Raw genomic sequence first — 22,647 nt, 5'->3', positions numbered from 1 at the left:
GGACTGACCCACGCCATTTTTTTTTACAGTGAGACATCCAATATTGCTTTTGCGTGGGAGTTGCCGTGGGTCACTTGAATGAACGCATCGACATGCCACAGGTGTTTGTCATTGATGATCATCCGATCGTCAGTTTCGGTTTGCTGGCCCTGGTCAAAGATTTGGCACCGGGTGTGCGCACCCGGCAGTTTTCCAATTTGAAAGAGGCCGCCCAGGCGGCAGTGCGTGATTTTCCCGCCATGGTCATCACCGATTTTTATTTGAATGACGTCAGGCCGGATTCCTTCGTTGGGTTGTTCGACACGCTGTTTCCCAACATTCCGGTGTTGATCAGCGCCAATGATGCGCCAGTGATGTCGCAGTTGAAGCGTCAGGATTCTCAGCGCTTCTCCGTGTTCTCCAAGATGACGCCGTTTCCAAAGTTGATGGAACACATGCGCCATGCCCTGGACCAGGCGGGCCTGTACACCGCACCCGTTCATTCTATCCCCGCCAAACAGTTGACCCACAAACAGACCCAGGTCCTGGAGTTGATTGGCGCAGGCCTGACCAACAAGGACATTGCCGAGGCATTGAACATCAGTTTGGAAACGGTGAAAGGGCATGTCAAAGACATTCTGGAGCGTCTGAATGCAAAAAACCGGATGGAAGCCACGGTGATCTACAAGCATGCACAAGTGCATCACACCCACGACAGCCAGCCACAGAATGCCTGACGCAGGCGGCGTTGCCTATTCTTTAATCGCTGCCTGGAAAGCACCATGAAATGAGTTGCTTGCGATGCTTGTCCACACGCTATCCAAGCACTTGTGCCCATCGAATGGGGATATCTTTCCCCGGGGTTTGATAGCATAGCCATCACCATTGTGTTGATGAGCCAAACCCCATGAATGTCCTGATTGTCCACGCGCACCCCGAACCCCAGTCGTTTTGTACCGCCATGAAGGATCGAATGGTGAGCCTGTTTGAGTCCATGGGGCACACGGTGGTGGTTTCAGACCTCTATGAAAAGTCGTTCAATCCCGTGGCCAGTGCTGCAGATTTTTCCAAACGTGCCAATCCCGATTACCTGGTGTATGCGCTGGAACAGCGACATGCTGAAAAAACGGGTGCACTGCCCAAGGACATTGCCACGGAATTGGCGCTGCTGAACAATGCAGACTTGCTGATCCTGAATTTCCCCTTGTACTGGTTTTCACTGCCAGCCATTCTCAAAGGCTGGATCGACCGGGTATTTCTGTCTGGTGTGGTGTACGGTGGCCGAAATTTTTATGACCGGGGCCTGATGCGTGGCAAGCGCGCCATGTTGACCTTTACCTTGGGTGGCCGCGAGCACATGTTTGGCCCAGGGTCGGTGCATGGCGGCTTGAATGATTTGTTGAAACCGGTTCAGCAGGGCAGCTTGGGTTACGCTGGCTTTGAAGTACTGTCACCTTTTGCGGCTTACCACGTGCCGTATATCAGCCCAGAGGCTCGTGAGCAAATTCTGCTGGACCTGGACGCCTGCATCGGTGGGCTGGATCAACGCATGAGCCTGCCTGTGCCCAGTCTCGATCATTTTGATGCGCAGATGAATCCCCTTGGCGACAAGCCCATGGCGTGAGCCCCAAAACAAAAACCCGCGGCAGGCGCGGGTTTGGATTGTTACTGCAGTTTTGGAGGACAGCGGGCCCTGCAAGCAGGGCCTTGCCACCCAATTTTCTTCTTGTTTTAAGCTGAATTACTTCAAGCCGAGTTGTTTCTTGATCTTGGAGATCACGTCGTTTTGAACCGACTTCACCAGATCCTTCACTTTCTTCTCAAGATCGCGGATCTCTTTCTGCACTTCGCTCAACAACTTCTTGCGGTCGGAAGCACCCATCACGGCGGCTTTGGCCTTGGTGGCTGTTTTCTTGGCAGTGGTTTTGGCGGTGGTTGCAGTTTTCTTGGCGGCAGCCACTTTCTTGGTGGCTTTGGCTTTTGCACCAGCGGCTTTGGCTTTTGCATCGCCCAAGGCCTTGGCTGCTGCAGAAGCTACGCCAGCTTTTTTGGCGGCTGGCTTTTTGGCAGCAGCTGCAGGCTTTTTCGCAGCAGCTGGTTTTTTAGCAGCTGCAGGCTTCTTGGCAGCGGCGGGTTTTTTCGCAGCAGCAGGTTTTGCAGCAGCGGGTTTTTTTGCAGCAGGTTTTTTCGCTGCAGGTTTTTTTGCAGCAGCGGGAGCTGCCTTCGTTGCTTCAGAGTCTACAGGCTTTTGATCCATGTTTTATAACCTTCCTATTAGGGTGTGGTGACTACTGTTTACATCAAAAATTATTTTCTGAAAAGCTTTTTTCATCAATTGATTGACAACAACCCGTTTGAATTGTTTTTTCCGAAAATTTTGTGGTTTTTTTTTCGCACAGTTCTTGTGCAATTTCCGCATTGAAAACAGCAAAATTTCAGGCATCGCTTTTGCTATTTTGAGTGCAGGTTTTATCGACAGGCATTGCGATGTTCAAACACCTTTCCAGCCTTTCTCACCATGCCGCATGGCGCCGGCAGCTCGAGCTGTTGCTGGACTCCACCGGCGAGGGCATCTACGGCATCGATCTGAAAGGTCGCTGTGTGTTCATCAACAAAGCGGGTGCCAGCATGCTCGGTTACACACCCGATGAGGTGTTGGGGCGCAACATGCACTACCTCATGCACCATTCCTATGCAAACCGCGATTTGATGCCTGTGTGCGATTGCCAAATTTTTAAAGCCTTTCAGCAAAACGAAGGGTGTCGTGTGGACAGTGAAGTGCTTTGGCGTCGGGATGGCACCAGTTTTCCGGCCGAGTATGCGTCGTATCCCATCTTCGAAGGCAGTGCGGTGGTTGGTGCCGTGGTCACCTTCAATGACATCAGCGCCCGCATCGAAGCACAAAACCTGCGGGCTGCTGTGCAGGTTGAACTGGAGCGTCGTGTGCTGGAGCGGACTGCCGAGTTGCAGCAGGCGCATGACCGATTGCGTCGCTTGTCCGCACACATGAACACCACCCGCGAGCGCGAACGTGCCCGCATTGCACGCGAGATGCACGACGACCTGGGGGCCAAACTCACCGCCTTTGATCTGGAGCTCAAGGCGTTGGCCTACCGGGTCAATGAGGTGCCTGAACTGGCCTTGCGGATTGGTGCCATGGTGAAACTGTCGGAGGGCGCAATGGACAGCTTGCGACGCATTTTGTCGGATCTTCGGCCGGGTCTGTTGGACCATCTCGGTTTGTGGCCAGCCATTGAACACCTGCTGGGTGAGTTCATGGCACGCACCAGGATTCAAACCATACTGGATGTTCAACCCGATCTGGAGATGGTTCGTTTGGGGCGCGATGCCGAAATTGCGGTGTACCGGATTGTGCAAGAGGCGCTGACCAATGTGCACAAGCATGCCCGTGCAAGCCGGGTGGAAGTCAGTGTTCAGTGCGAAGACCATGCGCTGGTCATTCGGGTGCAAGATGATGGACAGGGCTTGCCCGTGCAAGGGGTATCGCAAGGTTTTGGTTTGATGGGCATTGAAGAACGGGCTTGGGACCTGGGTGCGAAGTGCAGCATCGGCCCTGCGCTGGGCGGTGGCACCAGCATTGCCATCACCATGCCCAATGTCATGGTTCGGCATGGATCGTCTGCTGGGGGCCAGTCATGAGTTGCATCTTGATTGTGGATGATCACACCATCATTCGAAAAGGGTTGATCCAGATTCTTCATGAACTCGATACACGCCATGTTTGCCTCGAAGCCTCGGATGGGGTGCAGGCCATCCGGATATTGCGGGAGCAACGCACCGATGTGGTGCTACTGGATGTGGCGCTTGGTGAACGGGATGGTTTTGACGTGCTGCGCAGTATCCGCAGTGAATTTCCAAAACTGGGTGTGATTGTGTTGTCGGTCTATCCCGAAAGCCAATTTGCAACCCGGGCCATTCGCAGTGGTGCCAATGCGTATTTGAACAAGGGTTGTTCACCGCAAGAGCTGGGTCAGGCTGTGAGCCTGGCCGCACAGGGCCAGGTGTACCTCACGCCCCTGGCCGCGGGGCTGTTGGCGCAAACCCTGCGACAACCCGCAGACCAACCGCGCCATGCGGTGCTGTCCAATCGCGAAATGCAGGTGCTGCGCATGTTGTCCAAGGGGGAGTCGGTTCAGCACATTGCGCAAAGCCTTTGTCTGTCATCCAACACCGTGTCCACCTACCGTGCCCGGGTGTTTGACAAGCTCCAGTTAAAAAACCTGGTGGAGTTGGTGAATTACACCAAGGAACACGGGCTGGAGTGACAGCCCTGTAGGGCCAGCACTACAGAACAATCATTGGCCCTGCGATACCCGTGCTCGGGGGGTGCATGCACACTGATCTCCATGGGATGTTTTTTGGGAAGGTGAACAGGCATGGCCAGGGCGCACGGTTTCCGCTTGGGCATTTATGTGTTCAAGGACGCAGAGGTGATGGACTACGCAGCGCCCTACGGTGTGTTTTCCGTGGCGCGTCGATTTGACCCAGAGCTGGATGTTTTTCTGATTGCGGAAAGCATGCGCCCGGTGCAAACCCAGGCTGGCTTCACGGTGTTGCCCAACTACAGCTTCAATGACCAGCCCGATGTGCAAGCCTTCCTGATTCCAGGTGGGTTTGGCACCCGACAGGAAATGCACAACCGGAACCTGCACCGGTATGTCCGAGCGCTGCCGCAGGACTGTCTGCTGACCAGCGTGTGCACCGGATCATGGATTTACGCCCGCATGGGTTTGCTCGATGGCCTGCCCGCGACCAACCGCAAGGAGCCAGACCGTCTGGAAGCGTCGCACTTGGGCAAGACACCGATTGATCGATTGGCCGAGATCGCGCCCACCTGCCGGGTGAGCCGCGCACGGGTGGTGGATGCTGGGCGGCTCGTGACCGGCGGTGGAATCGCCAGCGGCATGGAGCTGGGCTTCCATTTGCTTCGCCGTGCGGGTTACGACGATGCCTTTATCACCGATGTGGCGCGGGTGATGGAATACGGAAAGGCCTATGAGCAGTATCGCCACGATGTGGATTACTACCGGCCTGCAGCCCTGCAGGCCAGCGCGTGATGTTTGACCCAGGAGTTTGACATGTCATTGTTTAAAGACCCCTTTGACCACTACACCCGGCTGGGCGCAGGTTGTGCCTGCGGGCAGCATGTCTCGCAGGCTGAGCATGATATGGCGTTGGCCGCCCTGCAGGACCGTGCGGTGGAATCCGCCGTGATGCAAGCCGTGTTTCCAGACGACCAAGTGCGCCGCAATTTCCTGCGTGTGGTGGGTGCCGGTACAGCCATGGCCGCATTGTCCAGTTTCTTCCCGCTGGGTGCCGCCAAAGAGGCGTTCGCGGCACCTGCTGGTGCATTGGAAAAGCAGAAGCTGAAAGTGGGTTTTATTCCCATCACGTGTGCAACACCCATCATCATGGGCCAACCCATGGGCTTTTATGCCAAGCAGGGTCTGGATGTGGAGGTGGTGAAAACCGCAGGATGGGCTGTGATCCGCGACAAAACCCTGGCCAAGGAATACGATGCGGCGCACATGCTGAGCCCCATGCCGTTGGCCATCACCCTGGGTGTGGGTTCCAACCCGATTCCTTACACCATACCGGCCATTGAGAACATCAACGGGCAGGCCATCACCCTGTCGATGAAGCACAAAGACAAGCGCGATCCGAAAGACTGGAAGGGCTTCAAGTTCGCTGTGCCGTTTGACTATTCCATGCACAACTACCTGTTGCGCTACTACCTGGCTGAACACGGTTTGGACCCCGATCGTGATGTGCAGATTCGCGCTGTGCCGCCGCCCGAGATGGTGGCCAACATGCGGGCTGACAACATCGACGGGTTTTTGGCACCCGACCCGGTCAACCAGCGGGCGGTGTATGACGGGGTGGGTTTCATCCACATACTGTCCAAGGAAATCTGGAATGGTCACCCCTGCTGCGCGTTTGCAGCCAGCAAAGAGTTTGTGACCTCGGCACCGAATTCTTACAAGGCTTTGTTGAAGGCCATTCTGGAAGCCACCGCCTACGCCCGCAAACCGGAGAACCGCAAAGAAATTGCAGCGGCCATTGCCCCGACCAACTACCTGAACCAGCCCCTCACCGTGGTGGAGCAGGTGTTGACCGGCACATACGCCGACGGTTTGGGCAATATCAAAAAGGAGCCCAACCGCATTGACTTTGACCCATTCCCCTACCAGGGGTTTGCGCTGTGGATTTTGAGCCAGATGAAACGCTGGGGGCAGATCAAGGGCGAGGTGGATTATGCCCAGGTGGCCAAGCAGGTGTTTTTGGCCACCGATGCAACACGTCTCATGAAAGAGGCTGGTTTGCCGGTGCCCGCAAGCACTGACAAACCCATCACCGTGATGGGCAAGGTGTTTGATCCGAAAAAGCCCCAGGCTTATGCCGAAAGCTTTGCCATTTCACGCTTGAAGGGGTAAGGCATGCACGGCTTTAAACAATCTCGTTGGGCACCGTGGGCATTGAGTGCACTGCTGCTGGCCGTGCTCATTGGTGTGTGGGCCTTGGCCACCCGGCCGGAGAACAAGGCGGTTTCAGTGGATGCTGAGTATGCTGCACTGGTGGGCAATGCCGCTGCCAGTGGCAGCAAAACACCGCTGCCCACACCGTGGGACGTGGGTTCAAAGCTGATTGAGCATCTCAGTGACCCGTTTTACGACAAGGGCACCAACGACAAGGGCATCGGCATCCAACTGGCGTATTCCATCGCCCGAGTGTTGGCGGGCTACAGCCTGGCGGCCTTGTTGGCCATTCCGCTGGGTTTTGTCATCGGCATGTCCCCATTGTTGTACAAGGCCCTGGACCCCTTCATTCAGATTTTGAAGCCGGTAAGCCCCTTGGCCTGGATGCCTTTGGCGCTTTATACCATCAAAGACAGCAGCACCTCGGCCATTTTCGTGATCTTCGTGTGTTCCATTTGGCCCATGCTGGTCAACACTGCCTTTGGCGTGGCCAGCGTGCGGCGGGACTGGCTGAACGTGGCGCGGACCCTGGAAATTGGCGCATTGCGCACCGCCTTCACGGTGATATTGCCTGCAGCCGCACCCACCATCATGACTGGCATGCGCATTTCAATTGGCATTGCCTGGCTGGTGATTGTGGCGGCGGAAATGCTGGTGGGTGGCACCGGAATTGGCTATTTCGTCTGGAATGAGTGGAACAACCTGTCGATTGCCAACATTGTGAGTGCCATTTTGTTCATCGGGTTGATCGGCATGTTGCTGGACAACTTGCTGGCTCGCCTGGCGCGTGCCGTGGCTTATCGGGAGTAATTGCCATGACCGTTCATCACGACCTCAATCCCTTTCTGCAAGTGGAGGGTTTGAGCAAAACATACCAACCGGGCAACGCCGCGGTGCCACCCGTGTTTGAGCATGTGAATTTCGACATTCACCAAGGCGAGTTTGTGTGCATCATCGGCCACTCCGGTTGTGGCAAAAGCACCATTCTGAACATTCTGGCCGGTCTGGACGATGCCACAGAAGGCTATGCCATCATGAATGGCAAACAGGTGGTGGGTCCGTCCCTGGAGCGTGGTGTGGTATTTCAAAGCCATGCCTTGTTGCCCTGGTTGAGCGCATTGAACAACGTGGAGTTTGGTGTGCGCTCGCGTTGGCCCAAGAAAAAGCCCGATGAAGTAACGGCGCACGCCATGCACTACCTGGACATGGTGGGCTTGGGCAAAGCGGCCCACAAAAAGCCGCATGAACTGTCGGGCGGCATGAAGCAGCGGGTGGGCATTGCCAGGGCCTTTGCCATTGAGCCGCAAATGCTGCTGCTGGATGAACCCTTTGGTGCGCTGGATGCTTTAACGCGCGGCACCATTCAGGATGAACTGCTGCAGATTGTTCAGGCCACGCGGCAAACGGTGTTCATGATCACACACGACGTGGACGAAGCCATTTTGCTGGCTGACAAGGTGCTGCTGATGAGCCATGGCCCGCGGGCCCGCATTGCTGAAATCGTGGAAATCACCCTGCCACGAAACCGCACCCGGGCATCCATCCACCATGACCCGCAGTACTACGCCATTCGAAATCACCTGGTGGATTTTCTGGTGAATCGTGCCAGTCCATCGGTGACCAATCACGCCAGTGATGTTCAACAACGTCACCAGCAACCCCCGGTGGTTCGCCCGGGTTTGGCAGCGCTCAAATCCGAGACAAACCCCGCCAACATCCATATTTTGCAAAGGAGTGCACCATGAATCGCGATGACGTAACCCAACTGATTTTGACTGCCAAGCGGAAAAAGAAAGTGTCCTGGAAAAGCTGTGCCGAGGTTGTTGGCCAGTCCAAAGAGTGGACGACTGCCGCTTTGTTGGGTCAAATGACCTTGACCGAAGAGCAGGCCAAAAAAATCGGCAGCTATCTGAATTTGCCGGAAGATGCTGTGGAGCTGCTTCAAGTCACCCCCTACAAGGGAAGCCTGCCCACATCCGTGCCCACCGATCCGCTCATTTATCGCTTTTACGAACTGATCAGCGTGTATGGCACCACCTTCAAGGAATTGATCCACGAAGAGTTTGGCGACGGCATCATGAGTGCGATTGACTTCAAAATGGACCTGCAGCGCGAGCCCAACCCGATGGGCGATCGCGTGAGCATTGTGATGAGCGGCAAGTTCCTGCCCTACAAAACCTACTGAAACACCACTGGGGCACGATCGTGTCGCCATGCCCGATACAATAGGGGTCTTTCGCAGTTCGCGAAGTACCCCTATTGGAGACTGCCATGAGCGACACCCCCAACACCCCCGATGAATTGGTTCTGCCTTCCGGCGTCAAGCTAACCTACAAACAGCGCGGCACTGGCACGCAAAAGCCCACACCCACCTCCATGGTGGAAGTGCACTATGAAGGCACGTTCCTGGATGGACGCGTGTTCGACAGTTCGATTCGCCGCAATGAGAAAATTTCCTTTCGCCTGAATCAGGTCATTCCAGCCTGGACGCAAGGCCTGTGCGAAATGGTGGTGGGTGACCGTGTGACCCTGTTCTGCCCCGCAGCCACCGCCTATGGCACCCGTGGTGCAGGCCCGATTCCGCCCAACACCGACCTGCTGTTCGATGTGGAGTTGTTCGACATCCGCTAAGCGTTGATCAACCCAATTGGTATTGACCCACCAGCCTGTTCAGGTGGGTTGACAGTCCATTGACTTCGCTGGCCACCTGCGTCAATGCGGCCACTGCCGTTTGTGCCTCTTCCGTGCCTTGCGCAATGCGTTCAATCTGTCGTGCAATGGTTTGAGAGGCCACGGTTTGCTCCGCTAAGGCGGCGTGAATTTCCATCACTGATTCGCAGGCCTGTAGCGATTGTGAATTGATACCCTGCATGGCCTGCTCGGCTTGGTCCGATTTGGCCATGCCATCGGCTATCTCGTTATTCCAGCCTTTGACTTTGTTCACGGCAGCCAGCGTTTCCGACTGAATGCTTTCAACCAGGCTGGAAATATCCTGTGTGGCCTGTGCTGTGCGCTCCGACAATTTGCGCACCTCGTCGGCCACCACCGCAAAGCCTCGCCCCTGTTCGCCAGCCCGAGCCGCTTCAATTGCCGCATTCAAGGCCAGCAGGTTGGTTTGCTCTGCGATGTCATGGATGGTTTGTACGATGATGGAAATTCGATCGGTGCGCTCACCCAGGCGGTCCATGTCTTGGGCCAGCAGGCTGGTGGATTCGCCAATGCCTTGCATGGCCTGGCGTGCTGCACCCACGGTGTGCAGTCCGTGTCGTGATGATTCCCCGGTTTGGTTGGCCAGGTGTTTGGCCGCTTCCGCATGCTCAGCCACTTGCCCAACCGACACGCTGAGCTCCTCGATGGAGCTGGCCACACTGGCAGAGGAGTCGGCTTGGTCTGCCGCATTCTGGTGAATATGACCTGTCGTGTTTTCCAGTGTCCGTGTGTTGTCATTCAACTGGGTTGTCAGCGCTGAAATGTTGGCAATCGCTGTTGCCTGGGAATGCCGAACGGTTTCAATGGCAGCGGAAATCTGTCCCAGCTCATCGTGCTGCTGCAAAACAGGGCTGTTCACCAGATTGAATGCGGAGAGCCGTTGGCTTTGGGTCAGCACACAGGCCACATCTCGATTCACTTTCCTGAACACAGCCAACGCCAGTGTCAAAGCCATGGAGCAGATGAGGGCCGCCAATCCGAGCTCCATGGCAATGTTTTTTTGCAAACGCTCGATGCGCTGCTGCAGTGCCTGCCTCAGCAAGGTGCTGCTCTGCACCGCCACTTCGTCCAGCAGGCTTTGCAGGGGTTGAACCTGCTGGTTGATTGACGCCATGGTGCTGGCACCCAGTGCTTGGTTGATGGAGCCCGCCAGCGTGTGCAGTGCCGTTTCGCGAGCTGGATAGTCCTTGAGCTGTTCACGCAATTTGGCATCCAGCGGCACGCCAGCCGATTCCACCTTTTGAAACGAAAGCACCAGGTTTGAACCCAGTTGACGAATCATCAACATGCGGGCGCCAATTTCGCCAGCCAAGACGTCGTCAGCTTCGCCGCGGCCAATCAGGTTCACCATGCGGCTGCGCACCAGGTCTACCTGCTCATGCAATTGGGGCAAATCAAAATTCAGCGCGCTGATGAGGTAATAGGTGGATACCTCGGGGTCGAATGTCATGGTGCTGTCATCGGCGGACCATCGAATCAAGCCCATTTCATCGCTGAGCAGCGCGCTGAGGTCCTGAAAAGCCTGTGCATTCTCACCGGTCTGGCGTGACTTCCATCGGGTTTTCAGTGCGTCCAATCGTTTTGGGGTCTCTGCCCAGTCCGTTGGCATGGCCGCTAACAATGCTTGCAAGGCCTGGTCAACAGCCACAGCAGTGTCGCCTGCGGCATGTTGGCTTACTGCGCCCATGCTGTTGAGTTGAATGCTTTCACGGTGATCTTGAAGGCTGTTTTGCAGCGCATACCACTGCGGAACCAATGCAACGCCAGCAAGCTCCTCGCGGGTGGTGTTGACCAGCTTCATCTGTTCGTTGATCAACAATCCAAACAGGGTGGCCACTGCCAGCGCGCATGGCGCTGCAATCAGCACAAACTTGGATTGCAGGCGCCAACTGTTCAGGGCTTTGGGCAGGGTGAAAGGCATGGAAACACTCCGGTCAGTCGTCAGGTCATGCACGGAAGTGTTGCCGATTGGTCAGTGCAATCCCATCAAACAGTTGGGTGTCCACCCGTGCGGGTCAATTGCAGCCGTTTGTTCAGCCACACACCCAACCAGGGCATCAAGGCCAAGGCCAGCAAGGTCAGTAGGAGTTCGGGGGCAAGGGCGTCCTGCCAGCCGGTGAGTTGCCCCAATTCATGGCCTGCTTTGACATACAGCCAGGTGCCCGGGGCCATGCCCACGATACTGGTCCATAAAAAAGTGGCGGAGCGGGTGTTGCCCAGTCCGCACAGCACGTTGAACAGAACAAAAGGAATGGCAGGCGCCAATCTCAAACTCAGCAGGGTGGCCGCCTCATGTCGGTGGATGGCTGCTGAAAAGCGGTTCAGGCGTTGCGCATGGCGCTGCACCATCACCGGTTTCAACCAGTGGCGACACGCCAGAAACGTGAGCCATGCACCCAATGTTGAGGCGGTCAGGGACAAACCAAAACAAAGGTTTGACCCCATGCACAGGCTGCCCAGCACCATCAGCACCGCGGCACCCGGCAAGCACAATGCGGTGATGGCCGTGAACACCGTGGTGTAGGCCAGCGCAGCCTGCCAGGGGTGGGATTCAAACCACAGGCTCAACCAGTGAGCCCATTCCAGCAATATCCCGGTGTCCATCAATGCATCAACCCTTCAGAACAACCGGTTCCAATGCATCGCTTTGGGCCATCACTCGGCCGATGATGCGGGTGTTGACATAGCCCAGCGCTTTCAATTCGGTCACGCAGGCGTCCACCTGGTCTGCCGGCACCGTGGCCAGCAAGCCGCCCGCCGTTTGCGGGTCAAACAACAAGGGGTAGCGAGGGTCATCCACAAAAGCGGCCTGGTTTCGAATGGCCCGGCGCAGGCGCACATTGGCGGGTTGCAGTGAACTCACGATACCGGCTTTCACGGTTTCAAGCGCACCGTCCAACAGCGGCAGTTGGTCCAGAAACAGCTCGGCATCCACTTCAGACGGTTTGGTCATTTCCACCAAATGGCCCAGCAGACCAAACCCGGTGAGGTCCGTACAGGCTTTGGACCCGTGCTTGCGCAGGCATTCAGCCCCCAGGCGGTTGGACACCATCATGGATTGCAACGCACTGGCGATCCACCGGCCCTTGGTCTTCAGCTGGGGCAGGGCAGCAAACAGGGTGCCTGTGCCAATCGGCTTGGTGAGCACAATGGCATCGCCAGGTTTCATACCCCCCTTGATCATCACGCCCTGTAGGTTTTCATCCACCAGTCCGTTGATGGCAAAGCCCAGGGCCAGTTCCTTGCCCTCGCCAGTGTGGCCGCCCACCAGGGCACAGCCAGCGTCGTTGAGCACATCAACAGCACCCGACATCATTTGAAACAGCAACTCTTCGACCTTGGCTTCCAGGCCCGGTGGTACCGTCACCACGGCAGTGGCAGACTGTGCTTCACCACCCATGGCAAAGATGTCGCCCAGTGCATGGTTGGCGGCAATGCGGCCAAACACATAGGGGTCATCCACGAATGCACGAAAGAAATCCACCGTGTGCACCATGGCCTTGCCGGGCGGTACTTTCACAATGGCGGCATCATCGGGGGCATGCAGACCCACCAGCACATCGGCCCGTTCCACAGGCCGCAGCGCGCCCAAAGCCCGACTCAGCACTGTGCTACCCACTTTGGCCCCGCAGCCGCCACAGCGCATCGCAATCGCTGAGATGGCTTGCAGGGATTCCTCCTGACTCAGTGCCACTTGTGGCGACGATGCGGCTGTCGGTGGTGTGGCCGACATGTCGGGGAAGTCATTGAATTTGGCCATGAAGCGGCGATCAATCCAGTCTTTCCAGCGCCACACCCAGGCGCCCCAAAATCCGATCGCGCCCTTGGAGGCAACTGCGAACTGGTCGCCTGTGCTGATCAGGGCCAGCCAGGTCCGTTGCGGTTGATAGTCGTCCAGCCGCGCACCTTCAACCCAGTTCTGCAGGTTGTTTACCAGGGGCTTGCCCATGCGCACTGCAAAAACGCCCGCTTTCTCCAATGGGCTGGCTTCAAAGTGCGCAATGTCACCCGCGGCGAAAATATCTGGGTCGTTCAAGGTTTGCAGGGTGGGGCCCACGCGAATAAAACCCTGTTCGGTCAGCTCAAGCCCAGTGCTTTTCAACCAGGCTGGCCCTCCGGCCTGTGTTACCCACATGACCTCATCGACGGCCAGTTCCTGGCCCGTGTCGGTGACCAAGGTTTTGCGCGAGCCATGGGGGCGCAGTTCAGTGACTTCAGCGTTGCAGTGCACGTGAACACCGCGCTCTTGCAACACCGCCTCGAATTTGGCGCGAACGGTTGGATTGTGCGTGGGCAGAATGCAGGGGCTTGCAGTCAGCAGGTTGAACGTCAAGTCATCTGGGTTGCGGCCGAGGGTTCTCAGCTCCGCCCGCAACCGGTGCTGCATGGCCAGAGTCAGCTCAACCCCGCCTGCACCGCCACCCACCACAGCAATGGTGTCTGCGCCCTCGTGGGATTTCACCCGGTCCAGCAAGGCCAGCCATTTTTGATTGAACTGTGCAATCGGTTTGACCGGCACAGCCCACTCGGCTGCGCCCGGCACTGTCAGGGTTTGTGGGGTTGATCCGATGTTGATGGACAGGGCATCGTATGCAATCGGTGGACGGCTTTTGCACATGATTTTCTTGCGCTGGCGGTCTAGCCCCACCACCTCGTCAATCACCAGTCGGGCCCCTGCAAAGGCGCAAAGCCGCCCCAGGTCGATGTGCACCTCGTCATAGCTGTAATGGCCAGCAATATAACCGGGCAGCATGCCCGAGTAGGGGGTGTGCACATCGGTACAAATGAGGGTGAGCCTTACCCCGGGCCATGGTTTCATGCCAAACATGCGCAGCACGCCGACATGGCTGTGGCCGCCGCCAATCAGCACAATGTCACGCAAAATGGGTTGTTCAGTGCTGCGCATGGGTTTTCAACTCCAGATCGATCAGGTTCAACAGCGCGGTTTGTTCGGCGCTGGCAGTAAACAGTCGGGCCCTGGCGGCACATTGCCGCCGCAAGGTGTGCATCAGGCTGCCGGCTGGGCAGCCAGCTCGAACATCGGCTTGGGCTGTTTGCAGCAGGCGCGCCAATTGTGCCGAATTGCCCACCTCAAAGTAACCCGCATAATCCCGCCCCAGCATGCCCACATTGCCCTCCATGTTTGAGGCCAGCACGGGTGTCCCGCTGGTCACGGCCTCCATCACCACGTGGGCACCGCCTTCCATTTTGCTCATATGAACCAGCAAGTGGGCTCGTTGGATGCGCTTTCGGGTCAGTTCGTGCGCCAAAGCCCCCAGCCACCGGTAATTCGGATTCATGGCCATGGTCTGTTGTGCCTGGTTGGCATAAGCGGTTTCAAGGGCAGCGCCCACATGCGTCAGGTAAATGCCAGGCTGTCCGGCCAGCAGTGCAGCCGCATCCATCAGTGTGTCGGGTTGTTTCTCCGCACGCAGGTGGCCAACGGCAATCGCATGCAGGTGCCGCCGGGTTTTGTCCAGTGTGGGCCGGCTGGTGGTGGACTGAAAAACAGCATGGGTTTTGTGGCGATGTTGGGCGGGTACGGAGTTCAATGCCTCGTCCTGCAACACAATCAGTTGGCTGGCCAACTGAAGGGATTGCTGCGCGTCAGCATTGTCCGGCAGGTCTTTGTACAGGTCGGTCCCGGTCAGGGCCACCACCAGGCCGGGTGTTTGTGCGGTGCTGTGCCGGTGCTTGGCCCACGCAGCAATCGACGATGCCGAACGGCGGGCGTGCAGGGCCAGCATCAAGCAGTCTTCGTCTGGTGCATTGGCGTGGTCTGGCCATTGTTTGATGACCCGCACCCGGTAGTGACTTTGAAGCAGCTTTTGCCAGCGACGCGCGGTTTGCCAGTTGCCATTGTTCGAATCGGCCAGCGCTGGGCTTACAATCACCACAGAAGATTTGTTGGCCAAGGTCATGCACACACCCAATTTGAGTCCAGATACAGCCCCGCCAGTGTACACGAGCTCGCGTTGGCAAGCGGCACAGAACGCCCGCTGCGCGGGCCCGTCCGACCTGGCCATTCGGTTGGTGGAAACCCGCGTGCGCACCCTCGGCTTGCTCCATGACTATGCCAAGGCCCTGGGTGAAGGGTTGCAGGTACCACTGGACAGCGGCTTGAACCCACCCCTGTGGGAAGCTGGTCACATCGCCTGGTTTCAGGAGTGGTGGGTCGCGCGGAATGTTGAATTGCTCAAGGGTGTGCACTGTAACCCCTTGCATGCTCGCAAGCCTGCTGTGCTGGACCATGCCGACGCCCTGTTCAACAGCAGCCTGGTGGCCCACGACACCCGTTGGGCATTGGCGGTGGGTGATTTGTCAGCCATCCAGGGCTATCTGTTCGATACCCTGCAGTTAACCTTGCAGGAGCTGGCCCGGGTGGAAGCCCTGATTCGGGCGCAGGGCTTGAGCCCGGCCGAACAGGATTCCGTGCTGTATTTTTTCAGGCTGGTTCTGTTTCATGAGCAAATGCACAATGAAGCGGCGGTGTACATGGCCCGTCAGTTGGACATTCCACTGCAGCCTAGCCATGCGCATCCATCACCGTGGGTGTTTTCGGACCCGGTGGCTGGCCCGCTGTCTATCCCGGCTGGCCAGTGGATGCTGGGCTGGCAAGGCGACGGCTTTGCCTTTGACAATGAGCTGCCGTCTTACAGCATCAGCCTGCCAGCCTTTGAAGTGGATTCACACCCCGTGAGTTGGGACCAGTATCTGGCGTTTGTTGAGGCCACCGGGCATGCCTTGCCTGCACGTTTTCAATGGCAGGGCGGGCAGTTGCTCGAACAACGCGGTGGACAGGCTCACCCAGTGAGCCTGAGCGCGGCGGCTGTGCACCTCGGTCAGGCCGACGCCTTGGCTTACTGCGCGTGGGCAGGTCGTCAGTTGCCCACCGAGGCACAATGGGAGTATGCCGTCCACATCGAACCGGGCCTGGCGTGGGGCGAAGTTTGGGAATGGACAGTGTCGTCTTTTGTTCCCTTTCCAGGCTTTGTACCCCACCCCTATGCGGACTATTCAGCTCCGTGGTTTGGCACCCGCACCGTGCTTAAAGGCGCCTGCATGGCCACATCGCTCACCATGCGGCACCCCAAATACCGCAATTACTTCACCCCCAACCGAACCGATATTTTTGCCGGTTTTAGAACCTGTGCAACCGTTTGAACAAGGACTTCGCCGAGATGGCCATTGAATTACACCGACATGCACTGACCTGGAGTGAGGGGGCAGACCACTACACCACCCAGTGGATGACCGAGCGACTGGTGTCTGCACCCAAACAGGTGCTGCTGGCCGACGACACCTTCACGGCTGACATGGCCTATCGGGAAATCATGCAAGGTGCGGTGTTGCTGTACCGGGGTGATTTTCAAAACGCCAAGCAATTGATGTCGGCGTTGGCGCGCCGGGTCGACAAGCGCAAGGGTTCCAAAAAAGCCAAGCCCGAGGTGACCGCGGCCCATGCATTTCATTTGCATCGACAAAGCCAGGCTCAACGCGCGCGGGTGTTGAATTCCATTCTGGTGCCTTTGAATGCAGATTTCACCGTGCCTTTGCGCCGTGCGCCCGAGGTGCATGAGGCGCTTCAGGCCGCCTGGGGAATCTTGAATTGGCAGGGCTTGGCCTGCATTTCTCTGCGTGAATTGCTGGGTTTGATTGGGGCTTTTGAATGGCGGAAAAAAGGTGTCGAAATTGCTGCCTTGGGCGCCGCACCCAACAACCGGGTGTTTCCGTTTTATGGGGTGTATTCACCGGTGCGCGGTGAGTACCTCAACCTGCTGGCCAAGGCGGATGTGAAACGCTTTTCCAGGCCCGACGCCCTGGCTTTTGACATTGGCACCGGCACAGCGGTCATTGCCGCATTGCTGGCCCGCCGGGGGGTACCGCGCATCCTGGCCACCGAGCTGGATCCCCGCGCGCTGGACTGCGCAACCTTCAACGTGCAGCAGCTCGGTGTGCAGGCGCAGGTGTCGGTGGTGCAGGCAGACCTGTTTCCATCCGGACAGGCTGACTTGCTGGTGTGCAACCCGCCGTGGCTGCCCGCCAAACCGGTGGCTGCAATTGAGCGAGCCATTTACGACGACAACAGTGCCATGCTCAAGGGCTATTTGAATGGCGTGAAGGCCCACCTCAAGCCCGGTGGTGAGGCGTGGCTGGTGATGTCTGACCTTGCTGAACATTTGGGGTTGCGCAAACCTGGTGAGCTTCAGCACTGGATTGCGCAGGCGGGTCTGCGGGTGGTTCATGTCACGCACACCCGACCGGTGCACAGCAAGTCGCTGGACCCATCCGACCCGTTGCACCAGGCCCGCAAACAGGAAGTGACCTCGCTGTTTGTGCTGGAACCTGCCGTCTAGGCCCCTACACCGGCGCCCAACACACCGCAAACTGGTGTTGGGGGTCGGTGAGCACCGTGGCTTGTCCAAAGCCAGCGTCATGCAGCAAGGCCGTGAAAGCGTCTATTGTCCACTTGTATGAGTTCTCGGTGTGAATGCGCTCGCCTGCCGCGAAGTGGCGGCTGCCTTCTGGCCAGGTCACTACCACATCACGAACCGCCTCCAGGTGCATTTCGATGCGATTCAACTCGGTGTTGTAGAGGCCCACATGGGCCCAGTCGGCCAGTTTGAAATTGCTGCCGATCAGCGTGTTCAGGTGCAAGAGCAGGTTGCGGTTGAACGCAGCGGTCACGCCCAATTCATCATCATAGGCTGCCTGTAAAACCCGCGCATCTTTCACCAGGTCCACCCCGATCAGCAAGCCACCCTCTGGGTTGACCGCGCAGCAGGCGTGTACCTGTTTTAAAAAAGCCAGGGCCTCATTGGGTGTGAAGTTTCCGATGCTGGAACCCGGGTAAAACAGCACCCGCGGGTCGTTCGGGTGCAAGCCCAGCGCGTCTGGCAACTGCAGGTGTTCGGAAAAATCCAGCCCCACACCCACCATGTCCATGTCTGGAAATTGACGCTGGAGGCATTCCAGCGCACCCCTGAGAAACTCCACCGAAATGTCCACAGCCACATACCTTGCTGGTTCAAAAACCGCAAAGAGATTGGCTGCTTTCTGGCAATTGCCGGCCCCCAGGTCAATCAGGCTGGCCTGCTTGGGTACAAGCTTGGCCAGTGCATCGGCTTGTGCCCGAAAAATACTGGCCTCCACGCGGGTGGGGTAATACTCCGGAATGCAGGTGATGGCTTCAAACAGTTTGGAGCCCAACTCATCGTAGAGGTATTTGGGCGAGGTGTGCGCAATCGGTGCATGGAGACCTTGAAGCAACTCCGCCCGAATTTGCAGGGCGTTGCTGTGGTGGCGCTGAATGAATCGGGGCGTGTGCTTCATGGCAAAAAATACTTATTGCAGTTACAAAGTGCATCCATTGTGCCGCAAAATCGGTTCTATACTCGGTTGGCCGGTGTTGTTGCAGGCCTACTCAATCAAGGAGCGATTCATGATCAGTTTTTCACCATCCCGCACATTCAAAGTATTGATGACTTGCGCCATGATCGGATTGGCCGGTTTAAGTCATGCTGAACAGGTGTTTCGTGTAACCGCCATTCCGGACGAGTCGCCCACCGAGCTGGCACGCAAAGCTGCACCTTTGATGAAGTACCTGTCCGACAAACTGGGCATGAAAGTGGAGTACACCCCGGTCACCGACTATGCCGCGTCGGTTGAAGCCATTGCCAACAAGCAGGTGGACATGGCCTGGTTTGGCGGCTTCACCTTTGTGCAGGCCAAGGTGCGTTCCAACGGCCAGGTCATTCCCCTGGTGCAGCGCGCTGAAGACGAAAAATTCAAATCGGTATTCATCACCACCGACCCGGACATCAAAACCCTGGCGGACCTGAAAGGCAAAACGGTCTCCTTCGGTTCTGCTTCCAGCACCTCGGGCCACCTCATGCCCCGCTATTTCTTGCAGGAAGTCAGCAAGCTGGACCCAGACAAAGATTTCAAACGAGTGTCATTCAGTGGTGCGCACGATGCCACCATTGCTGCCGTTGCGGCTGGCAAAGTGGATGCAGGTGCACTGAACATTTCCGTGTGGCAGAAATTTGTCGAAGAAAAGAAGGTTGATACCAACAAGGTACGCGTGATTTACACCACCCCGGAGTATTACGACTACAACTGGACCGTGAACAGCAGTGTGTCACCGGAGGTGCGCAAAAAGCTGGTCGATGCTTTCCTGGCGCTGGACAAAAACACACCGGAAGGCAAGGAAATTCTGGAACTGCAACGCGCTTCCAAGTTCATTCCCACCAAGGCTGACAATTATGTGGGTATTGAGAAAGCCGCCCGCTCCGCAGGATTGTTGAAGTGAATGTCGTGATGCAGCACTGCGCTGGCCGCCACCCGGCGGCCAGCGACCAAAGCCCCCTGGCTTTGCAGGGGGTTTCTTTGGCCATTGAAGCCGGCGAACAGGTGGCGGTGATTGGTCCATCGGGTGCCGGTAAAACCACGCTGCTGCATGTGTTGGCCTGCGCACTCAAGCCGCAGGCGGGAACTGTGCAGCTCGGTGGCCAAAACCCCTGGCAGGTGCCCAAGGCGCAGCTCAAGCGCCTGAGGCAGTCCCTGTTTTTGGCCCCGCAAGTGCCTCCACTGCCACCACGCCAACGTGTGGTTACCGCCGTGTTGGCAGGGCGTGTTCCGCAGATGGGGTTGTGGCAAAGCTTGCGCAGTCTGTTTTATCCAAGTGATGCCGCTTTGGCCCAACAGGCCCTGTCCGAATTCGATCTCGCTGAAAAACTGTTTGACCGTGTGGATCGTTTGTCGGGCGGCGAACGCCAACGCGTCGGTTTGGCGCGTGGCTTGGTTTCTGGGGCCAGCCTGTTGTTGGTGGACGAGCCCTTGAGCGCACTCGACCCCGTACGGGCCGAGCAGGCCATGCAAACCCTCACCGGTTTTGCGCAGCAAAGCCAGGCCACCCTGGTGTGTACCTTGCACCAGGTGGACATGGCCCTGAAGCATTTTCCCCGCGTGGTGGGTTTGCGCGATGGCCGTTTGGTGTTCGATCTGCCGGCCGCTGCAGTAACGCCTGGTGTGTTGACAGACCTCTACGCCCAGCATCTGGATGAGCTGACTGGCCCGGCGCCCGAGTTTGTTGCGCCCGATGCCAAGCCAGCCCCAGTGCCCATGCACTGCCGCTGAAGGGTCGACCATGCGCAGCACCCTTGATCATCCCCGTTTGCAAGATCCCGCCTGGTGGCCACGGGTGTTTTGGACCCTGGCCGGCCTGGTGCTGCTGTGGCCCATGCTGGTCAGCACCGAGTTCAAGCCCTGGGTATTGCTGGCCGAAGAAAATCTCAAACCCACCCTGAATTTTCTCAAGGACATGGTGCCTCCCAAGGTGGAGCCCGAGTTTTTGAAGATGGTGCTGCGCGAAAGCTGGCGCACCGTGGCCATCGCCACTGCGGGCTTGGCGTTGGCGTGGTTGTTGGCGGTGCCCATCGCGCTGTTGTCGGTTCGGGTGTTGTCGGTCTCGGCCATTCCGGGCCGAATGGGCTGGCTGCCTTCAGCACTGCGTCAGTGTGTGCGGTGGGTGGCCATTGTGCTGCGCAGTGTGCCTGAATTGATTTGGGCGCTGGTGTTTGTTCGGGTGGTGGGTTTGGGCCCCACCTCAGGTGTGTTGGCGATTGCGCTCACCTATGGCGGTATGCTGGGCAAGGTGTATGCCGACATTCTGGAATCGGGCGATCCCCATGTGCCCCAAAATCTGCTGCAAAACGGCAGTGGCCGTCTACAGGCTTTTTTCTATGGGGCTTTGCCACAGAATGCCGGCGAACTGGCCAGTTACACCGTGTACCGCTGGGAATGTGCCATTCGTTCGTCTGCCGTTCTGGGGTTTGTCGGGGCTGGTGGGCTTGGTCAACAGCTGGACTCGTCCATGAAGATGTTCGCCGGTGGTGAGGTCAGCACCATGCTCTTGGTGTTTGTGTTGTTGGTGTGGCTGGCCGACCGGGTCAGCACCTGGTTGCGCAGTGTGCTGGCCTAAACAGTGAATCGAATGAGGATCACGCCATGAGCCCAAACCACAATCCTGTTCAAGTGAACATTCCCAAACCCATGTTTGATGCCCGGTGCAAATCCTGTTGGGTGGTGTTGTCCATTGGGGTATTGATTGCCGCCAGTTTTATCAGCCTGGATTTGCAGTGGCGACAGTTCTTCTCGATCGACGCAGCCGGTCGCATGTTGAAGTTTGTCAACGAATTGCTGTCTCCGAATTGGGAGCCCGCCTTTGTTCGCAAGGTGGCGCTGGCCACATTGGAAACCCTGGCCATGTCAGCCTTGGGCACTTTGATTGCGGCCGTGTTTGGCCTGGTGTGGGCTTTGCCAGCCAGCAAAACACGTGGCCGAAGCAATGATCAAGGGGTGTATGTGGCCCGCGGTGCCAGCCGAGCGGTGTTGAATTCACTGCGCAGCGTGCCCGAGCTGGTGTGGGCTGCGCTCATGTTGATTGCCTTGGGCTTGGGGCCTTTTGCCGGCACCATGGCCCTGGCGTTGCACACCACGGGCGTGCTGGGGCGTTTGTTTGCCGAGACCATCGAGAATGCCCCAGACCACGCCGCTTTTGCCCTGCGGGCTCGGGGCGTTGGGCCAGTGGCGGTGTTCTGGTACGCGACCTTGCCCACTGTATTGCCGCAGCTCATCAGCTACACCCTGTACCGCTGGGAGAACAACATTCGTGCAGCCGCCATCCTCGGTGTTGTGGGTGCCGGGGGGTTGGGCCAAATGTTGGCTTACCACATGGGCTTGTTCCAAATGCACGAGACCAGCACCGTGTTGCTCGCCATGATGCTGCTGGTGGCGCTGGTCGATTTTCTCAGCTACTGGTTCAGGGTGCGTTCATCCCGCTGATTTGGGTGTGGCAGCTTCCACTTCACGGGCTTGCTCGGCCCCGGTTTTGTAGTGCGGCACACGGAACACCAAGCGCTTGGCGCGTTGCAAAAAGCTGTTGTGGCCTTCCACTTCGGTGCGCCAATATTCATCGGCCAATGCGATGTTTTTGTCGAGGTCGAGCATGAAAGCCTTCTGCGACATTTCTCCACCGAAGATGTAGGTCTTGCCATTCTTCACCAGAAAGTCGGTGGCGTTGCCACCCCACGGTATGGCAAATGAAATGCCATTGGCGCAATAACCGCCATACTGCGGAATGTATTGTTCCGGATTGCCGTCAAAGCGGGCCTTGTGTTCCATGGTCGCAAAGTAAAAGTCCACGCCTTTGTATTGCGAAGTGAACTGCGGTAATCCCGGTTGATAGCGGTTCTCTGTCTGGTAGGCCACCACGTCGGCGCCGCCCAGCATCACGCGGGGCGATTGCTCCACGGCCACGGCGTTTACAGGGCCCAGCCCTTCTCCTGGGTTTTGGGCCTGCATGGCTGAGCAGCCTGCCAGGGTGTAGACAACGGTGGCCAGGGCCAGGGCTTGAATGGTGCGCTTCATGTATCGTCCTGCGGGTTAACAATGCGGAGAT

General features: G+C 57.5%; 24 protein-coding genes. 17 read left to right on the top strand and 7 right to left on the bottom strand.

Going from position 1 to position 22,647, the window contains the following annotated elements; translation table 11 throughout:
* The first annotated feature begins 65 nt into the window (after nt 1–65).
* Both NQT62_RS01330 and NQT62_RS01325 read left to right on the top strand, forming a co-directional pair.
* Nucleotides 66–716 (top strand): response regulator transcription factor, encoded by a 651-nt coding sequence (locus NQT62_RS01330; protein WP_256762750.1) that lies wholly within the window; start codon nt 66–68, stop codon nt 714–716.
* A 170-nt stretch (nt 717–886) separates the two neighbouring features.
* Nucleotides 887–1,603: an NAD(P)H-dependent oxidoreductase gene (locus NQT62_RS01325; protein WP_256762749.1), complete on the top strand. Its 717-nt coding sequence runs from the start codon at nt 887–889 to the stop codon at nt 1,601–1,603.
* A gap of 117 nt (nt 1,604–1,720) precedes the next feature.
* Here NQT62_RS01325 and NQT62_RS01320 read toward each other — a convergent pair whose 3' ends face one another.
* Entirely contained in the window at nt 1,721–1,993 is a 273-nt protein-coding gene (locus NQT62_RS01320; protein ID WP_256762748.1) for a hypothetical protein, read from the bottom strand.
* Nucleotides 1,994–1,997: 4 nt separating this feature from the next.
* On the opposite strand from NQT62_RS01320, the gene NQT62_RS01315 reads away from it, so the two are divergent.
* From NQT62_RS01315 to NQT62_RS01275, 9 genes are all read left to right on the top strand, one after another.
* Nucleotides 1,998–2,231 carry a hypothetical protein gene (locus NQT62_RS01315; protein WP_256762747.1) on the top strand — a complete coding sequence of 78 codons (234 nt, stop codon included), beginning with the start codon at nt 1,998–2,000 and terminating at the stop codon, nt 2,229–2,231.
* Nucleotides 2,232–2,466: 235 nt separating this feature from the next.
* A complete protein-coding gene (locus tag NQT62_RS01310; RefSeq protein ID WP_256762746.1) occupies nt 2,467–3,639 on the top strand; it encodes a sensor histidine kinase in 1,173 nt (390 codons plus the stop codon).
* Nucleotides 3,636–4,265 carry a response regulator gene (locus NQT62_RS01305; RefSeq protein ID WP_256762745.1) on the top strand — a complete coding sequence of 210 codons (630 nt, stop codon included), beginning with the start codon at nt 3,636–3,638 and terminating at the stop codon, nt 4,263–4,265. The genes NQT62_RS01310 and NQT62_RS01305 overlap by 4 nt, the downstream gene beginning before the upstream one ends.
* Nucleotides 4,266–4,376: 111 nt before the next feature.
* Entirely contained in the window at nt 4,377–5,057 is a 681-nt protein-coding gene (locus tag NQT62_RS01300; protein WP_256762743.1) for a DJ-1/PfpI family protein, read from the top strand.
* Between the two features lie 21 nt (nt 5,058–5,078).
* The gene (locus NQT62_RS01295) at nt 5,079–6,434 is read left to right on the top strand and encodes a CmpA/NrtA family ABC transporter substrate-binding protein (protein WP_256762742.1); all 1,356 of its coding nucleotides are present in this window, start codon (nt 5,079–5,081) and stop codon (nt 6,432–6,434) included.
* A gap of 3 nt (nt 6,435–6,437) precedes the next feature.
* The gene (gene ntrB, locus NQT62_RS01290; RefSeq protein WP_256762741.1) at nt 6,438–7,286 is read left to right on the top strand and encodes a nitrate ABC transporter permease; all 849 of its coding nucleotides are present in this window, start codon (nt 6,438–6,440) and stop codon (nt 7,284–7,286) included.
* A 5-nt stretch (nt 7,287–7,291) separates the two neighbouring features.
* Nucleotides 7,292–8,221: an ABC transporter ATP-binding protein gene (locus NQT62_RS01285; RefSeq protein WP_256762736.1), complete on the top strand. Its 930-nt coding sequence runs from the start codon at nt 7,292–7,294 to the stop codon at nt 8,219–8,221.
* Nucleotides 8,218–8,661, top strand: a complete 444-nt coding sequence (gene cynS / locus NQT62_RS01280) for a cyanase (RefSeq protein WP_256762731.1) — start codon at nt 8,218–8,220, stop codon at nt 8,659–8,661. The genes NQT62_RS01285 and cynS overlap by 4 nt, the downstream gene beginning before the upstream one ends.
* Nucleotides 8,662–8,747: 86 nt before the next feature.
* Nucleotides 8,748–9,107, top strand: coding sequence for an FKBP-type peptidyl-prolyl cis-trans isomerase (locus tag NQT62_RS01275; protein ID WP_256762730.1), 360 nt, complete (start codon nt 8,748–8,750; stop codon nt 9,105–9,107).
* Between the two features lie 7 nt (nt 9,108–9,114).
* Here the strand turns inward: NQT62_RS01275 and NQT62_RS01270 are convergent, their stop codons facing one another.
* The 4 genes from NQT62_RS01270 to senB form a co-directional block, all read right to left on the bottom strand.
* The gene (locus tag NQT62_RS01270) at nt 9,115–11,106 is read right to left on the bottom strand and encodes a methyl-accepting chemotaxis protein (protein WP_256762728.1); all 1,992 of its coding nucleotides are present in this window, start codon (nt 11,104–11,106) and stop codon (nt 9,115–9,117) included.
* A gap of 65 nt (nt 11,107–11,171) precedes the next feature.
* Entirely contained in the window at nt 11,172–11,789 is a 618-nt protein-coding gene (locus NQT62_RS01265) for a TVP38/TMEM64 family protein (protein WP_256762727.1), read from the bottom strand.
* Between the two features lie 7 nt (nt 11,790–11,796).
* A complete protein-coding gene (gene selD / locus NQT62_RS01260; RefSeq protein ID WP_256762725.1) occupies nt 11,797–14,091 on the bottom strand; it encodes a selenide, water dikinase SelD in 2,295 nt (764 codons plus the stop codon).
* Nucleotides 14,078–15,106 carry a selenoneine biosynthesis selenosugar synthase SenB gene (senB, locus tag NQT62_RS01255; RefSeq protein WP_256762724.1) on the bottom strand — a complete coding sequence of 343 codons (1,029 nt, stop codon included), beginning with the start codon at nt 15,104–15,106 and terminating at the stop codon, nt 14,078–14,080. The genes selD and senB overlap by 14 nt, the downstream gene beginning before the upstream one ends.
* Between senB and senA the strand changes: the two genes are divergently transcribed.
* Nucleotides 15,105–16,349 carry a selenoneine synthase SenA gene (gene senA / locus NQT62_RS01250; RefSeq protein WP_256762723.1) on the top strand — a complete coding sequence of 415 codons (1,245 nt, stop codon included), beginning with the start codon at nt 15,105–15,107 and terminating at the stop codon, nt 16,347–16,349. The two genes, senB and senA, sit on opposite strands and share 2 nt — an antisense overlap.
* 17 nt (nt 16,350–16,366) lie before the next feature.
* Nucleotides 16,367–17,542 carry a methyltransferase gene (locus NQT62_RS01245; RefSeq protein WP_256762721.1) on the top strand — a complete coding sequence of 392 codons (1,176 nt, stop codon included), beginning with the start codon at nt 16,367–16,369 and terminating at the stop codon, nt 17,540–17,542.
* A gap of 4 nt (nt 17,543–17,546) precedes the next feature.
* Here NQT62_RS01245 and egtD read toward each other — a convergent pair whose 3' ends face one another.
* Nucleotides 17,547–18,518 carry an L-histidine N(alpha)-methyltransferase gene (gene egtD, locus NQT62_RS01240; RefSeq protein ID WP_256762720.1) on the bottom strand — a complete coding sequence of 324 codons (972 nt, stop codon included), beginning with the start codon at nt 18,516–18,518 and terminating at the stop codon, nt 17,547–17,549.
* A gap of 109 nt (nt 18,519–18,627) precedes the next feature.
* Here egtD and NQT62_RS01235 point away from each other — a divergent pair, with 109 nt between their 5' ends.
* From NQT62_RS01235 to phnE, 4 genes are read left to right on the top strand one after another with little or no spacing between them, the layout of a single operon-like run.
* The gene (locus NQT62_RS01235) at nt 18,628–19,497 is read left to right on the top strand and encodes a putative selenate ABC transporter substrate-binding protein (protein ID WP_256762719.1); all 870 of its coding nucleotides are present in this window, start codon (nt 18,628–18,630) and stop codon (nt 19,495–19,497) included.
* Nucleotides 19,494–20,324 (top strand): phosphonate ABC transporter ATP-binding protein, encoded by an 831-nt coding sequence (locus tag NQT62_RS01230; RefSeq protein ID WP_256762718.1) that lies wholly within the window; start codon nt 19,494–19,496, stop codon nt 20,322–20,324. The genes NQT62_RS01235 and NQT62_RS01230 overlap by 4 nt, the downstream gene beginning before the upstream one ends.
* Nucleotides 20,325–20,334: 10 nt before the next feature.
* Nucleotides 20,335–21,168, top strand: coding sequence for a PhnE/PtxC family ABC transporter permease (locus NQT62_RS01225; protein WP_256762717.1), 834 nt, complete (start codon nt 20,335–20,337; stop codon nt 21,166–21,168).
* Nucleotides 21,169–21,194: 26 nt separating this feature from the next.
* Nucleotides 21,195–22,031, top strand: a complete 837-nt coding sequence (phnE, locus tag NQT62_RS01220; RefSeq protein ID WP_256762716.1) for a phosphonate ABC transporter, permease protein PhnE — start codon at nt 21,195–21,197, stop codon at nt 22,029–22,031.
* On the opposite strand, the gene NQT62_RS01215 is transcribed toward phnE, so the two are convergent.
* Nucleotides 22,020–22,616, bottom strand: coding sequence for a YHS domain-containing (seleno)protein (locus NQT62_RS01215; protein ID WP_256762715.1), 597 nt, complete (start codon nt 22,614–22,616; stop codon nt 22,020–22,022). The two genes, phnE and NQT62_RS01215, sit on opposite strands and share 12 nt — an antisense overlap.
* Between the last annotated feature and the right edge of the window lie 31 nt (nt 22,617–22,647).

Source organism: Limnobacter humi (assembly GCF_024518835.1).
GTDB lineage: Bacteria > Pseudomonadota > Gammaproteobacteria > Burkholderiales > Burkholderiaceae_B > Limnobacter > Limnobacter humi.
Note: the sequence above shows the minus strand (reverse complement) of the source record. Positions and strands in the feature narration are given on the sequence as shown.

Excerpts from the sequence above, each read along its gene's own strand:
- NQT62_RS01325 (WP_256762749.1), top strand. The coding sequence starts at position 887 with ATGAATGTCCTGATTGTCCACGCGCACCCCGAACCCCAGTCGTTTTGT.
- NQT62_RS01310 (WP_256762746.1), top strand. The coding sequence starts at position 2,467 with ATGTTCAAACACCTTTCCAGCCTTTCTCACCATGCCGCATGGCGCCGG.
- NQT62_RS01305 (WP_256762745.1), top strand. The coding sequence starts at position 3,636 with ATGAGTTGCATCTTGATTGTGGATGATCACACCATCATTCGAAAAGGG.
- NQT62_RS01300 (WP_256762743.1), top strand. The coding sequence starts at position 4,377 with ATGGCCAGGGCGCACGGTTTCCGCTTGGGCATTTATGTGTTCAAGGAC.
- NQT62_RS01295 (WP_256762742.1), top strand. The coding sequence starts at position 5,079 with ATGTCATTGTTTAAAGACCCCTTTGACCACTACACCCGGCTGGGCGCA.
- ntrB (WP_256762741.1), top strand. The coding sequence starts at position 6,438 with ATGCACGGCTTTAAACAATCTCGTTGGGCACCGTGGGCATTGAGTGCA.
- NQT62_RS01285 (WP_256762736.1), top strand. The coding sequence starts at position 7,292 with ATGACCGTTCATCACGACCTCAATCCCTTTCTGCAAGTGGAGGGTTTG.
- cynS (WP_256762731.1), top strand. The coding sequence starts at position 8,218 with ATGAATCGCGATGACGTAACCCAACTGATTTTGACTGCCAAGCGGAAA.
- NQT62_RS01275 (WP_256762730.1), top strand. The coding sequence starts at position 8,748 with ATGAGCGACACCCCCAACACCCCCGATGAATTGGTTCTGCCTTCCGGC.
- NQT62_RS01270 (WP_256762728.1), bottom strand. The coding sequence starts at position 11,106 with ATGCCTTTCACCCTGCCCAAAGCCCTGAACAGTTGGCGCCTGCAATCC.
- NQT62_RS01265 (WP_256762727.1), bottom strand. The coding sequence starts at position 11,789 with ATGGACACCGGGATATTGCTGGAATGGGCTCACTGGTTGAGCCTGTGG.
- selD (WP_256762725.1), bottom strand. The coding sequence starts at position 14,091 with ATGCGCAGCACTGAACAACCCATTTTGCGTGACATTGTGCTGATTGGC.
- senA (WP_256762723.1), top strand. The coding sequence starts at position 15,105 with ATGCACACACCCAATTTGAGTCCAGATACAGCCCCGCCAGTGTACACG.
- senB (WP_256762724.1), bottom strand. The coding sequence starts at position 15,106 with ATGACCTTGGCCAACAAATCTTCTGTGGTGATTGTAAGCCCAGCGCTG.
- NQT62_RS01245 (WP_256762721.1), top strand. The coding sequence starts at position 16,367 with ATGGCCATTGAATTACACCGACATGCACTGACCTGGAGTGAGGGGGCA.
- egtD (WP_256762720.1), bottom strand. The coding sequence starts at position 18,518 with ATGAAGCACACGCCCCGATTCATTCAGCGCCACCACAGCAACGCCCTG.
- NQT62_RS01235 (WP_256762719.1), top strand. The coding sequence starts at position 18,628 with ATGATCAGTTTTTCACCATCCCGCACATTCAAAGTATTGATGACTTGC.
- NQT62_RS01225 (WP_256762717.1), top strand. The coding sequence starts at position 20,335 with ATGCGCAGCACCCTTGATCATCCCCGTTTGCAAGATCCCGCCTGGTGG.
- phnE (WP_256762716.1), top strand. The coding sequence starts at position 21,195 with ATGAGCCCAAACCACAATCCTGTTCAAGTGAACATTCCCAAACCCATG.
- NQT62_RS01215 (WP_256762715.1), bottom strand. The coding sequence starts at position 22,616 with ATGAAGCGCACCATTCAAGCCCTGGCCCTGGCCACCGTTGTCTACACC.